This window comes from Chryseobacterium sp. CT-SW4 (genome assembly GCF_048572715.1).
Lineage (GTDB): Bacteria > Bacteroidota > Bacteroidia > Flavobacteriales > Weeksellaceae > Chryseobacterium.
Genome location: NZ_CP183840.1, coordinates 2,404,746 through 2,418,678 on the forward strand (window position 1 = coordinate 2,404,746; position 13,933 = coordinate 2,418,678).

Sequence of the window (13,933 nt, forward strand, 5' to 3'; positions counted from 1 at the left end):
TATCTATTTTGTTGAAACTCTGATCAAGCACAGGCATTTTTTATGATTACCACCAAGTATATCAACTACAAACAGATTCTCAACCTCGCAGGCTCTCACCTGATATGGCTTACCGTATGGTGCACCCTCGTCGCTGCGGCGTATTATTTCTTCAACTGGCAATGGATGACCATTCCGTGGCTTCCTCTGGCGCTGATCGGTACCGCTGAAGCATTCTATGTGGGTTTTAAAAATAACCAGGCTTATGACCGTTTATGGGAGGCCAGAAAGATATGGGGAGGAATTGTAAATTCCAGCCGTTCTTTTGCTTCCATGCTGTATGCCTTTGATACTGAAAATGGTAGCCATCCGGACCTTGAAGAGAAAAGAAAACGAATTGTCTACCGCCATATCGCCTGGCTTTATACTTTTCGTGAACAGCTTTTGGTTCCTACGGAATGGGAGCATATAAGCCTTAAAAGGCATTTTGGCTCCATCAATGTAAAAAGAAACAGGCTTATTAAAGCGGGATTTCCTGATTATGGAAGGACCTCCATTTTTTTGCATAAATACCTGTCCGAGGAGGAATTTCAGCTGCAGGCGGAATATAAAAACTTTGCCACCTATCTTATTTCAAAACAAGCTAAAGAAATCAATGAATTAAAAAACGACGGGATCATTTCAGATTTCAATCAGGTGCAATTACAGAATGCTCTTAATCTGTTCTATGACTATCAGGGACAGGCGGAGAGAATTAAAAAGTTCCCTTCACCGAGACAGTTTGCAAGCACCGCATTTGTATTCAATATTATCTTTATTGCTCTTCTGCCTTTGGGGCTGGTAAATGAATTTGCCAAATTAGGTACATGGGGAATCTGGACCTGTATTCCTTTTTGTGTAATTATTGGCTGGATTTATATTGTAATGGAACTGGTAGGTGATTATTCTGAGAATCCTTTTGCCGGACTCATGTTTGATATTCCTATGCTTTCAATTTGCCGAACCATAGAAATCGACCTTTTACAGATAACGGGACAAAAAGAGAACCTGCCCGATCCTATCGCTTCTAAAAACGGAGTACTGGTTTAAGTTATTCTACAACAATAGTCGTCGTATTTTTCACTTCTGAAATCATAAAAGAACTATGGGTACTTGCAATATGCTGTAATGTTGTAAGCTTTGAGAGCATAAAATTCCGGTAATCCTCAATATCCCTTACACAGATCTTGAGGATATAATCATAATCCCCGCTCACATGGAAACATTCTGTCACTTCCGGCAGATCCATTACTTCTTTTTCAAACTGGAGGACAAATTCTTTTTTGTGCTGGGTCAATTTTATATGGCATAATACCACAAAATTCCGGTCTACCTTACGGCGGTCCAGAATAGCTACATATTTTGAGATTACTTTTGCGTTTTCCAGCTTTTTAATACGTTCATATACAGCCGTAACGGATAAACCGAGTTTGTAGGAAAGCTCTTTGGTAGTTTGTTTCGCATCTTCCTGCAAAAAATAAAGCAGATTTCTGTCTATTTCATCAAAGTCCATAGATTATTTTTTGGAAAAAGTTTAATTAACTCAAATATAGCAAACATTTATTCTAAAATAGCCAGATTAAATAGATTTATATTCTAATATTTAAAATAAACCTTGTAATTATTCCAAAATAAATTCATTTTTAAAACAAAAACTATGGATCATTTCAATGCGGCCAATGAAATACAGGATTTGCAATATTTTGGAGAATTCGGGGGCGTAAACCCTTCTATTTCTGACAGCTCTACCTATACTTTTTTATCTGCAAAGACGATGTTTGACACGTTTGAAGGAAATGCCGACGGATGCTATTTGTATTCCCGACATTCCTCACCCATGAATCTTTATCTTTCGCAAGCCTTAGCAAAAATGGAAAATACGGAAGCGGCGAATGTGACTGCTTCGGGAATGGGAGCCATCACTTCAGTTCTTTTACAGCTCTGCAAAAGCGGGGATCACCTCATTTCCAGCAGGACCATTTATGGAGGGACCTATGCTTTTTTAAAGAATTTTCTTCCTTCATTTAATATACAAACTTCCTTTGTAGACATCTGCAATTTTGAATCTATAAAAAAGGCCATCACCCCACAGACCAGAGTAATTTATTGCGAAAGTGTGAGCAACCCTCTTCTTGAAGTGGCAGATCTCCGAAGACTTTCCGAAATATGCAAACAATACAACCTAAAGCTTATTGTAGATAATACATTCGCTCCCTTATCCATCTCTCCCACCCTTTTAGGTGCTGATATCGTTATTCACAGTCTTACCAAATTCATTAACGGCAGCAGTGATACCGTGGGTGGAGTTTACTGTGGCAGCCAGGAATTTATTAATGATACAAAGAATGTCAATACCGGAGCCTGTATGCTTTTGGGTCCGACGATGGACAGCTTCCGTTCTGCCAGCATCCTCAAAAACATGAGAACACTTCATATCAGAATGAAACAGCACAGCTATAATGCAATGTATCTCGCCGAAAGATTTGAAAAAGACGGTTTAAAAGTAACGTACCCGGGACTAAAGTCCCACAAAAGCCATGAACTGATGAAAAGCATGATTCATGAAGAATACGGCTTTGGTGGTCTTTTGACACTGGATGTAGGCACAGTGGAAAAGGCCAATGAACTGATGGAGCTGATGCAGCATGAAAACCTGGGCTATCTTGCGGTAAGCCTTGGATTTTATAAAACATTATTTTCATGTTCGGGAAGTTCAACCTCTTCTGAAATTCCGGAAGAAGAAAGGACCGCCATAGGAATTTCCGACGGGCTCATCAGATTTTCCATAGGTCTGGACCATGATATTGAACGGACTTACAGAAAAATGAAAGAATGTATGAAGAAGACAGGAGTCCTCGAATCCGAAAACATTTCCATATTCTAATATTCAATAAGTGCTGCTACCCGTTAGCAGCATTTTATTTTATTGTCTGTAAAAATGATGGGGAAATGCTTCTTCCGGCTTCATTCTGAATATATTCAGTAAAATCCATGATTTCAGGAACCCATAGCCATAGGAAAACATCTGGATATAGGTGGATATAACAGCCATTCCGGCAATGCTTATATTTTTAGTAACCCATAAGGCATGAAGCAGTACAAGAAAGGTATATAATCCATAGAATGCGAGGATAATTCCTTTTCCTAAAATAAAATATTCCAGGAATCCCATTATATACCCCAACAGAAAAAGACTTGGGAAAGCAAATGAAATTTTCACATACGCCGGATGTCTTTGGTTAAGTATAGGTCTTGCACAGCCAAACTGGAATACCTGCTTTGAAAACTTTCCAAAATCCACTCTTCTTTTATGATAAACGGCAATATCATCAAAGAAAGCAGTAGTGAATCCTTGTTCCCAAAGTGTCATGGATAAATCCGGATCCTCTCCTATTCTCATTTCGGAAAATCCTCCTACTTTTTCAAAAACTTCTTTTTTCACTCCCATATTAAAGCTGCGGGGCTGAAATTTCGATACTGCTTTTTTACTCCCTCTGATTCCCCCGGTTGTAAAAACCGACGTCATGGAATAGGAAATTGCTTTCTGCATCAGATTAAAACCTTTATGAGCCTTATCTGCTCCTCCGAATGCATCACAGGGAATTTCAACAATGTCTTTTTTGATATTTTCAATATAATCTTTTTCCACGATCACATCACTGTCTACAAAAACCAGCCATTCGTTTTCCGCTCTCCGAGCCCCATAATTACGCGTAAGTCCAGGTCCGGAATTATCCTTCCTGAAATATTTTATTTGCAGGGCATTTTCAAAATGATGAATGGTAGGTTTAAGATCAATCATGGAACCATCATCTACAATAATAACTTCAAAATCTTTATCGGTTTGAAGGGTAAGCGAAGTCAAGAGCTCAAAAAGCTCATCTTTCCGGTTATATATGGCAACGACGATGGATATTGTTGGTCTCAAATTGAAAATTTTTCAAAATTAATTATTAGCAGGAGAACCTGCAAACGGTTTTATGCTATGCTTGTTTTTTCTCTTTCTTACTTCCCTCATACATTTCATACTGCAAAAATCTTGTTTCCAGCTTTCCATTGAAAAGCTTGATTTTCCTTGAAGGGCGTAGACCTATTTTCTTAACCGCTTCCAGATCCGAAGAAATAAGCCATGCTAATGTATTAGGGTAATGAGTTTTAAAGGTATCTCCTATTTTCTTATAGAAATCATCATCATTAATTGAAATTCTTTCGTCATAAGGAGGATTGAAAACCATCAGCAAAGGAAAAAGCTCTTTTTTGGAATCAAAGAAGTTTTGTTTCTTTACTTCTATTACATCTTCCATTTCAGCGGCTTCGATATTTTGTCTGGCCGCATTCAACATTCTGGCATCAATATCATAGCCTACAATCTTTCCTTCAAATTCTTTAATTCTATTGATCCGGAATTCTTTGATCTTGGTAAAGAGTTCGGCATCGTAGTTTTTCCAGTTTTGAAAAGCAAACTTCTTTCTAAAAATCTGAGCCGGAAGTTCCATAGCAATCATAGCTGCTTCAATCAGCAATGTACCGGAACCGCACATGGGATCAAGGAAATTCCCTTTTCCATCCCATCCTGCCAGCTGCAGCATTCCGCTGGCCAGCACTTCATTGATAGGCGCCTGTCCCTGCTCTTTCCGGTAACCTCTTTTAAATAAAGGATCTCCTGAAGAATCTAATGAAATGGTAACCAGTTCCCTGTCTATATGAAGGTGAAATTTAATATCCGGGTTGCGGGTTTCCACATTCGGACGCTTATTGAAATGATACTGAAAGTAATCCACAATCGCATCTTTCATTTTTAAAGTCATGAACTGAGAATGGGTAAATCTTTCAGAATTAACGGTAGCATCAATGGCAAAGGTCTGATCCACATCCATGAACTGTTCCCAGGAAAATTTGGATAATTTTTCGTAAAATTTATGTTCATTGAATGCTTTAAATTCAAAGACCGGAACCAAAATTTTCAAAGCCGTTCTCGCGGAGTAATTGATCTTATAAAGAAAACCGAGATCTCCTTCACAGTTTACGGCCCGGTTTTTAACTTCAACGTTTTTACCTCCCAATTTCTTTATTTCCTCTGCCAGAACCGGCTCCAGCCCGAAAAGTGTCTTTATCTGTATCTGTAAATTATCTGTATCCATACTATATAATCAGTTATTATTCTCGAATCTTCCCTATCTTCATTCTTCAGATAAAAACATCCGTTTTAAAGTAATATTTCAAAAGCACTCAACCATATTGTTATATCACAACTAAGTTTTTTATATAATCTCCTTAAAACTAATGAGTTAATTTATTTTCAGGAAAATACTTCTTATTAAGAGCACAAATTTAATTATTTTTGTATTATGGAATGGTTTGAATCTTGGTTTGATACCCCTTATTATCATTTACTTTACAATAACAGAGATTATACGGAAGCTGAAAGTTTTATTACGGAACTGACCCAAGATATTGGGCTTCCTCCTGGCTCAAAAATAATTGATTTGGCCTGCGGAAAAGGAAGACATTCGGTTTTCCTCAATAAATTAGGGTATGATGTTCTTGGACTCGATCTTTCCCGCCAAAGTATAGAGTTTAACAAACAGTTCGAGAATGAAACGCTTCTCTTTGAAGTTCACGACATGCGGAACCCTATTGACTCTGATCCCGTAGATGCTGTTTTTAATCTGTTTACAAGCTTCGGCTATTTCGAAAATGATAAGGATGATAAAAATGTTTTTCAATCCGTTTACAATGTTCTGAAACCGGGTGGATATTTTGTCCTGGATTATCTCAATGAGGAATATGTAAGAAATACCCTGGTTCCGAAAGAGACAGCAGAAAGAGGAGATCTCACATTCCATATTACAAAAAAAATAGAAGGAAGACATATCATTAAAGATATCAGATTTGAAGAGGACGGAAACCTGTATAATTTTTATGAAAAAGTAAAGCTTCATACCCTGGAGGCTATTAACTCCTATGCTACAGATTGCGGGTTTGAGAGAGTCAAGGTCTGGGGAAATTATCAACTGGATCCGTTTGAAAAAGAAACTTCACCCCGTTGTATCAATTTATTTAAGAAAAAAGCATGACAATTGTTCTACTTATTTTAAGTGTAATTGCAGGAGTATCGCTTGGAAAATATTTTGGAAAAAAAGAAAAGCTGGCTAAAAACTTGTTAATATTAAGTGCCGGTTTTCTTATTACCATCTGTTTAAATGAAGTGTTTCCTAAAGTCTATACCTCAGATATTTCTCCTAATCTGGGGATTTTTGTCATCATAGGAGTTCTGTTGCAAATGATCCTGGAAGCCCTTACAAAAGGTTTTGAACATGGGCATTTCCACCATCATAATGAAAACAATATCTTACCCCTTGCCTTAATGGTAGGATTATTTATTCATGCTTTTATAGAAGGAATCCCTTTGGCCAATGAAGAAGAGCCTCTCTCTCCTTACCTTTTGGGAATTGTATTTCATAATCTTCCCATTTCATTTATTCTGGGAGCCTATCTTTTCAATAAGAATGAAAAAAGGATTTCGTATTCCTCATTATTGATTATCGCTTTATTTGCTTTGGCATCCCCGCTGGGAATGCTGCTCGGAAATTACTTTAATCCTGATTTGCAGCCTTATTTCCTTGCTATCGTAGGAGGTATTTTCCTGCATATTTCTTCGGTTATTATTTTTGAAAGCAATAAGAATCATAATATAGACTGGATCAAGATCGGATTGGTGATTTTAGGAGTTACCCTCGCATTGATGATGCATCTTTTCCATTCTCATTCACATACTCATCATCACTAAAAATAAAAAGCTCCGAATATTTTATTCGGAACCTTTATTTTAATCTTTATTTATATTCGGGAATTAGAATTTCCACCCGAAAGTAAGATAAAAGTTATTTCTGTTATTTTTCACTTGTGAAACCACAGAGTATGGTGTATTTACATCAAAATCTCCTGAGTAATATCCTGTTCCAGCATCAGCATCTCCTTTCAGGAAAGGATTTTTATATTTAGAGCTGATGTTCTGATAGGTAGCATCCAGGTAGAAATTACCGAAATCATATCCTATACCGGCACCGATTGTATTGCGGTCTCCTAAAATAAAGTTGCTGTAATTATTGTCTCCCGCTACACCTGCATCATTATAAGAACTCACCGTCATTGCATCAAAAGGACTGGAAGCATACGCATATCCACCTCTTATTCTGAATGCCTGGATTCTGTATTCCGCTCCTACTTTTATTTCGGAAAGGTTTTTATAATTATCATTAAAGAAGGAATTCATTTCTGTTTCAGCCGCTCCCTGAACTCTGTATTTAGGCTTTGTTAATCCCAACGTATAATCCACGTTCAGCGCAAAGTTTTTATTAGGTACAAAAGCACCACTCAAGGTAGCTTTCATCGGAGATCTGAAATCACGGCTTTCCCCATAGGTATTGTAGTAGATATATCCGTCCTCTCCTGTAAAGTGATCCGTATATATCCTGTCTATATTCCACCAGGTAGGCGTTTCAATGGAAGCCCCTAATCTGAATTGGTTCGTTACCTTACCGATAACCCCCACACTTGCTGAAAAACCACTGGATTTTTCAGAGAAAGGAGTATATTGTTTATCAAAGGTATTTACAGAATTGTCAAGATCCAATCCGAACATGGCTGTATCATACTGATCAATGTCTGCATAATGCATATTGATAGCCGCTCCTATATAAAGGGAATTGTTGTAGTTGGCTCCTACCCCCAGATTAAATTTAGACTGGTTACCATATCTGTTATAAGCATGTCCCAGATAAGACATATTACCATTCACCGTATTTCCGTTAGAATCTACCAGTTGCTTGGCAATTATCACATTTGTATTTCTAGGAGACTCTATATATTCTTCTGCAGACTGTGTAGAGAAATTGGCCCCGATATTAATAAATTTCCAGGCTGTTTTCGGTGACAGCGGAATAGTTGCTACTCCGCTCACGTTTCCAACATTAAATTTATCCACATTATATCCTACTGAAGCTCCCGCTAAAGAACTTGTATTCTTATTATTGGTAAGAGATAAGGTTACCGATAAATCTCCGGCAATAGCTACCCCTAACCCTGCCGGGTTTGTCATAAGGGAATTGGCATCACCTCCCAGTGCTCCGTTTGAGCCCGCCATTGCATTAAATTTGGCAGATCCTGTCATAGGAGTATTAGAATAAATATCGATAGAATTCTTGATCACGGAAATATTTTGAGCCTGCGCAAAAAATGCTGCAGAAACACTCATTATTACAAAAGATTTTTTTAACATTATTCTTAAATAGTTATTAAAAGTTATTATCTACCTCCCGATCTGAAGCCGCCTCCGCCTCCGCCGCCGGATCTGAAGCCGCCTCCTGAAGAACCTCCGGATCGGAAACCTCCGCCGCTGTTAAAACCTCCGGAAGAACGGAAACCTCCACTGTCATTGGATCTGAAACCGCCGTTATTATATCTTGGCTGGCTGTTATTATAATTGTTGTTATTATAATTAGGTCGCATATTATTATAATTAGGACGGGTGTTGTTATAGGTAGGTCTAGGATTTCTGTATCCTGAAGAGTTTCTGAAACCGCTATTGTTATTTACACCATTCGTACCGTTTCTGAATCCGGAAGAATTTGTATTTCTAAATCCTGAAGTGTTATTTCTGAATCCTGTATTTGCATTGTTTCGGAATGCAGAATTGGTATTACTTGGCTGACCTGCTCTGAAACCACCATCAGCACCGCTCCTTCTGTAGATAGGTCTGTTGTAGTAGCCGTTACCCCAGTAACCGCCTCCCCAGCCCCATGAAGGACCGTAGAAACCGCCCCAACCCCAGTATGGGTTGTAATATCCCCAATAAGGTGAGTAACCGTAGTTCCAACCCCAGTTCCAGCCGCCGCCCCAGCCCCAAGAAAGACCAAAGCCCCAGTTCCAACCGCTGTTCCAGCCCCAATATGGGCTATAACCACCGTACCAGCCCCATGAAGGACCCCAGGAATAATTATAATAATTAGTTTCATTTCCTGCAAAACCTCCCCAATCAGAGTCCGTAGCAGTAGAATTCCAACCGTAATCATTCCAGGAATTATATCTTCCATTCTGATCTCGGGAATTCATCTCTGCATTCTGAATCATATTGGGATCATAAGAGGAATCCTGATAGTAATCATAATATTCACCTACTCTGTTTCCTCCGTTATTTATAATTACACCTTCAGGTAATGTATCTTTATTGGGATCATAATAAACTCCGTCTGTCTCTGTATAACCACCCATCTGGGCCGTACAGGACATTAAAAGCAATCCACCCGAGATCACTAAAATACCTTTTGATTTTAGTAAACTAAGCAAATTTTTATGTATATTTTGTTTCATGATAACGTAAAAATTTTTAATTTAAATTATATTTGCAATTTGTACCAAAAATGTACCAAACACCCGTAAAAAATCTAACAAAAATAGTTTTTATTTTTAGATAAAAATAATATAAAAAAGTTAAAAATAAATTAAAAAATAATGGCAAAATTAACCTCAAGAAGCGAAGATTACAGCAAATGGTATAACGAATTGGTTGTAAAAGCGGATTTAGCTGAAAATTCAGGAGTGCGAGGTTGTATGGTAATCAAACCGTATGGCTACGCTATCTGGGAAAAAATGCGTGACGAAATGGACAGAAAGTTTAAAGAAACAGGTCACGTGAATGCATACTTCCCGCTTTTTGTGCCCAAAAGCTTATTTGAGGCTGAAGAAAAGAATGCGGAAGGTTTCGCCAAAGAATGTGCCGTAGTTACCCATTACCGATTAAAAACCGATCCTGATAATCCTCATAAACTGATTGTAGATCCGGATGCGAAACTGGAAGAGGAACTTATCGTACGTCCTACTTCAGAAGCGATCATCTGGAATACGTATAAAAACTGGATCCAGTCTTACAGAGACTTGCCTATTCTTATTAACCAATGGGCCAATGTCGTTCGCTGGGAAATGAGAACACGTTTGTTTTTGAGAACTGCCGAATTTTTATGGCAGGAAGGACACACTGCCCACGCTACAAAGGAAGAAGCTATTGAGGAAGCGGAAAAAATGAATGATGTGTATGCTGACTTTGCAGAAAACTTTATGGCAATCCCGGTGATTAAAGGATTAAAAACTCCATCCGAAAGATTCGCGGGGGCTGATGAAACTTATTGCATCGAGGCTTTAATGCAGGACGGAAAAGCTCTTCAGGCGGGTACTTCCCACTTTTTAGGACAGAACTTCGCCAAAGCTTTTGATGTGAAATTCACCAACAAGGAAGGAAAAATAGAACATGCATGGGCTACTTCATGGGGAACTTCCACCCGACTGATGGGAGCACTTATCATGACCCATTCTGATGATTACGGATTGATATTACCTCCGACGTTAGCTCCCATTCAGGTGGTTATTGTACCTATTTTTAAAGGAGAGGAGCAGCTGAACCAAATCAGTGAAGTAGCCTTGGAATTACAAAGTAAATTAAGAGCTAAAGGAATTTCCGTTAAATACGATAACGACACCCAAAATAAACCGGGCTGGAAATTTGCTGAATACGAACTGAAAGGTGTTCCGGTAAGAATAGCCATCGGTCCGAAAGATCTGGAAAACAAATCCGTTGAAATAGCAAGAAGAGACAACCTTACCAAAGAAACACATGCTATGGAAGGATTGGATATTTATATCGAAGAGCTTTTAAAAACTATTCAGAAAGATATCTATGAGAAAGCTTTCAACTTTAGAAAGGATAATATCACCAAAGTAGATACTTATGAAGAATTTAAGAAGGTTTTAGAAGAAAAAGGAGGCTTTATCTATGCTCATTGGGATGGAACGGCTGAAGAAGAAGAGCAGATTAAAGAAGAAACTAAAGCTACTATCCGATGTATTCCACTGGATGATGATATAGAAGAAGGCGTGTCATTAATCTCCGGAAAACCATCTAAAAGAAGGGTTTTATTTGCTAAAGCTTATTAACATTTTTATAATAATTTATCAGAAATCTGTTAAATAATTTCTAAAAAAAGAACATTTAGGCAAAATTTTCTTTAAATTTATCCAACATTAATTTTAAAAATAAATTTATTATGTCGTTAAATGTTATTGATTTAATCAAAGGACAACTTGGTCCCGCTTTAATTTCACAGGCTTCATCTCAGTTTGGAGAAAGTGAATCAGGAATTTCAAAAGCAATTGGAGGTCTGTTGCCTGCAGTTGTTGGAGGATTAGCAAACAATGCAAATAATCCTGGGGTATTAGATGCTATTACCAATGCTTCTTCAAGTGGTCTTTTAGGAAACTTATTGGGAGGGACTTCCAACAATTCTGTTGTTACCGGTTTACTGTCATCAATTTTTGGAGACAAAGTAGGTGGATTAGTGAATTCTATAGCAACATTTGCAGGAATCAGTAATAATACCTCCAGCTCTCTTCTTAATTTGGTAACGGGAGCAACAGTAGGAACTTTAGGAAAATATGCAGCTGATAATAATTTGGATAAATCCGGAATTGCAGGTCTTTTAAATGACCAAAAAGGGATTGTCTCTACTTTGTTACCGGCAGGATTATCATTAGCTTCTCTTAACATCGGAGATTGGGCTAAAGGATATGCCTTTGACAATGATAAGATCAAAGTTTCTTCCCATGAAGATCCGAAAGTAGAAGTTACAAGAAGTACTACTCCTACAGGAACTCATATTGACCGTAATAATAACAATGACGGAGGAGGTTCTATCTGGAAATGGTTACTTCCGCTTTTATTGCTGTTAGCAGCAGGATATTTCCTATGGAAGCAGTGCAACAAAAAAGAAACTACCACTACTACAACGATCTCAGATTCTGCCAATACAGGTTCTGAAAGTGCAGTAGCTACGGTACCTTCTGACAGTTCAGCCGTAACTGCTACAAAAGTAGACGAGGATATCGACCTTAACGGTGTTGCCCTTAAAGGGTACAAAGGAGGTCTGGAAGACAGAATGATTACCTTCTTAAAATCAGGCGGTTATAAAAATGCAGCAGATGACAGTGCTTTAAAAGATACATGGTATGATTTTGACCACGTTAACTTTAAACTGGGAAGCTCCAGCGAACTGGAAGCGGGATCTCAGGGTCAATTGGATAACCTTGTAGCTATTTTAAAAGCATTCCCTGATGCTAAAATTAAAATCGGAGGATATACAGATAAAACAGGTAATGAGCCGGCTAATGTTAAATTATCCCAGGCCAGAGCTGATTTCATCAAGTCTGCATTAGAAAAAGCAGGTGTAGGAGCTCAGGTATTAGGAGCTGAAGGTTATGGTAGTAAATTTGCTACTGTAGATGCCAGCGCTTCAGATGCTGAAAGAGCTGTGGACAGAAAAATGTCTATTAGATTTGCTAAATAAGACTTAGAACTATTATAAATTAAATCCCGGAAAGCAGTTTCCGGGATTTTTTATTTTCATACCCTTTCTTTGTTCATTTATTTTAATTAAATTTGTTAGTCATTTCTAACAATTATGAATTTCAATATAAAAAGAGCCTGGAGAAAAGATAAAACCCTCCATTCATTACCGGAAGTATATTCATCTATTAACGTCCCTAAAAATGGGAGTTTCTGGAAAAAATATCTTGCTTTTGCCGGTCCGGGGCTCATGATTGCAGTCGGGTACATGGACCCGGGAAACTGGGCCACCGATATTGCGGGGGGAGCCCAGTTCGGATATACCCTACTCTCCGTAGTGCTTATTTCAAACATATTTGCTATGGTCCTGCAACACCTATCCGTAAAGCTGGGTGTAGTTGCAGAAAGGGATTTGGCCCAGGCATGCAGAGATCATTTCGGACCGAAGACTAATTTCATGCTGTGGATATTTTGTGAAATAGCCATTGCCGCCTGTGATCTTGCAGAAGTAATAGGTTCCGCCATCGCTTTAAATCTTCTTTTTCACATTCCGCTTACCTGGGGAATTGTGATTACCACCATTGATGTGCTCCTGATACTTTTATTGCAGTCCAAAGGTTTCCGGTGGATCGAAAGTATTGTGGGAGGACTTATATTCATTATCCTTGCGTGTTTCGTCTACGAAATCATTGTTTCCCAACCCGAACTTAATGCCGTATTGGGAGGACTGGTTCCTCAAAAGGAAATTATCCAGAACCCAGCCATGCTGTATATTGCAATCGGGATCCTGGGTGCCACGGTAATGCCACACAACCTTTACCTTCACAGCAGTATTGTACAGACCAGAAATTATAACCGTGATAAAGAAGGTAAAAAAGAAGCAATAAAATTTGCAACGTTGGACAGCACCGTTTCGTTATTGCTGGCTTTCTTTATCAACGGAGCTATTCTTATTCTTGCGGCTGCCACCTTCCATACTACCGGAAATAAAGACGTGGCTGATATTCACGATGCCTACAAGATGCTGGCCCCTATCCTGGGAGCATCAATGGCCAGTATAGCATTTGCCATAGCCTTACTGGCTTCAGGGCAAAATTCCACCCTTACCGGAACACTGGCCGGGCAGATTGTCATGGAAGGCTTCTTAAACATACGATTAAAGCCGTGGCTGCGAAGACTTATTACAAGGCTTATCGCGGTCATTCCTGCGCTAATCGTGGCTATTTTATATGGTGAAAAAGGAACCACGGAATTATTGGTATTAAGCCAGGTGATCCTTTCCATGCAGCTTAGCTTTGCGGTGGTGCCTTTAGTTATGTTTACCAGCGATAAAGAAAAGATGGGAAGTTTTGTCAACAAACCTTTCCTCAAAATCAGTGCGTGGATCATTACTTTCATTATCATTGTCCTAAATCTTTATCTGCTCTATCAAACATTCTTTGGCGAGTAATCTGCCTTAATGTCCTGATTTTCTATTTGGCAAAGTCTTTGTCAAACAATTCTGTAAAAAGTTATTGAATT

At 38.5% G+C, this 13,933-nt stretch carries 12 protein-coding genes; 7 read left to right on the forward strand and 5 right to left on the reverse strand.

Translation table 11 applies throughout. The features are described from left to right. Nucleotides 1-42: 42 nt before the first annotated feature. Entirely contained in the window at nucleotides 43-1,068 is a 1,026-nt protein-coding gene (locus ABJ974_RS10790) for a bestrophin family protein (protein WP_419868259.1), read from the forward strand. A 1-nt stretch (nucleotide 1,069) separates the two neighbouring features. On the opposite strand, the gene ABJ974_RS10795 is transcribed toward ABJ974_RS10790, so the two are convergent. Continuing rightward, nucleotides 1,070-1,531 (reverse strand): Lrp/AsnC family transcriptional regulator, encoded by a 462-nt coding sequence (locus ABJ974_RS10795; protein ID WP_419868260.1) that lies wholly within the window; start codon nucleotides 1,529-1,531, stop codon nucleotides 1,070-1,072. A gap of 144 nt (nucleotides 1,532-1,675) precedes the next feature. Here ABJ974_RS10795 and ABJ974_RS10800 point away from each other — a divergent pair, with 144 nt between their 5' ends. Continuing rightward, complete coding sequence (locus ABJ974_RS10800) at nucleotides 1,676-2,902, forward strand: aminotransferase class I/II-fold pyridoxal phosphate-dependent enzyme (protein ID WP_419868261.1); 1,227 nt, start codon at nucleotides 1,676-1,678, stop codon at nucleotides 2,900-2,902. 39 nt (nucleotides 2,903-2,941) lie between these two features. On the opposite strand, the gene ABJ974_RS10805 is transcribed toward ABJ974_RS10800, so the two are convergent. Further along, the gene (locus tag ABJ974_RS10805) at nucleotides 2,942-3,946 is read right to left on the reverse strand and encodes a glycosyltransferase family 2 protein (RefSeq protein ID WP_419868262.1); all 1,005 of its coding nucleotides are present in this window, start codon (nucleotides 3,944-3,946) and stop codon (nucleotides 2,942-2,944) included. 55 nt (nucleotides 3,947-4,001) lie between these two features. Continuing rightward, the gene (locus tag ABJ974_RS10810; RefSeq protein ID WP_419868263.1) at nucleotides 4,002-5,159 is read right to left on the reverse strand and encodes a THUMP domain-containing class I SAM-dependent RNA methyltransferase; all 1,158 of its coding nucleotides are present in this window, start codon (nucleotides 5,157-5,159) and stop codon (nucleotides 4,002-4,004) included. A gap of 207 nt (nucleotides 5,160-5,366) precedes the next feature. Here ABJ974_RS10810 and ABJ974_RS10815 point away from each other — a divergent pair, with 207 nt between their 5' ends. Both ABJ974_RS10815 and ABJ974_RS10820 read left to right on the forward strand, forming a co-directional pair. Further along, complete coding sequence (locus ABJ974_RS10815) at nucleotides 5,367-6,095, forward strand: SAM-dependent methyltransferase (RefSeq protein ID WP_419868264.1); 729 nt, start codon at nucleotides 5,367-5,369, stop codon at nucleotides 6,093-6,095. Beyond that, nucleotides 6,092-6,808, forward strand: a complete 717-nt coding sequence (locus ABJ974_RS10820; RefSeq protein WP_419868265.1) for a ZIP family metal transporter — start codon at nucleotides 6,092-6,094, stop codon at nucleotides 6,806-6,808. Before ABJ974_RS10815 ends, ABJ974_RS10820 begins: the two co-directional genes overlap by 4 nt. Nucleotides 6,809-6,871: 63 nt before the next feature. Here the strand turns inward: ABJ974_RS10820 and ABJ974_RS10825 are convergent, their stop codons facing one another. Further along, a complete protein-coding gene (locus ABJ974_RS10825; RefSeq protein WP_419868266.1) occupies nucleotides 6,872-8,275 on the reverse strand; it encodes an OmpP1/FadL family transporter in 1,404 nt (467 codons plus the stop codon). A 50-nt stretch (nucleotides 8,276-8,325) separates the two neighbouring features. Next, on the reverse strand, nucleotides 8,326-9,390 hold the full coding sequence (locus ABJ974_RS10830) for a prolyl-tRNA synthetase (RefSeq protein ID WP_419868267.1): 1,065 nt from the start codon (nucleotides 9,388-9,390) through the stop codon (nucleotides 8,326-8,328). Between the two features lie 141 nt (nucleotides 9,391-9,531). Here ABJ974_RS10830 and proS point away from each other — a divergent pair, with 141 nt between their 5' ends. From proS to ABJ974_RS10845, 3 genes are all read left to right on the forward strand, one after another. Next, nucleotides 9,532-11,007: a proline--tRNA ligase gene (proS, locus tag ABJ974_RS10835; protein ID WP_419868268.1), complete on the forward strand. Its 1,476-nt coding sequence runs from the start codon at nucleotides 9,532-9,534 to the stop codon at nucleotides 11,005-11,007. A gap of 110 nt (nucleotides 11,008-11,117) precedes the next feature. Then, nucleotides 11,118-12,413 carry an OmpA family protein gene (locus ABJ974_RS10840; protein WP_419868269.1) on the forward strand — a complete coding sequence of 432 codons (1,296 nt, stop codon included), beginning with the start codon at nucleotides 11,118-11,120 and terminating at the stop codon, nucleotides 12,411-12,413. A 114-nt stretch (nucleotides 12,414-12,527) separates the two neighbouring features. Then, a complete protein-coding gene (locus ABJ974_RS10845) occupies nucleotides 12,528-13,862 on the forward strand; it encodes an Nramp family divalent metal transporter (protein WP_419868270.1) in 1,335 nt (444 codons plus the stop codon). Nucleotides 13,863-13,933 lie beyond the last annotated feature (71 nt).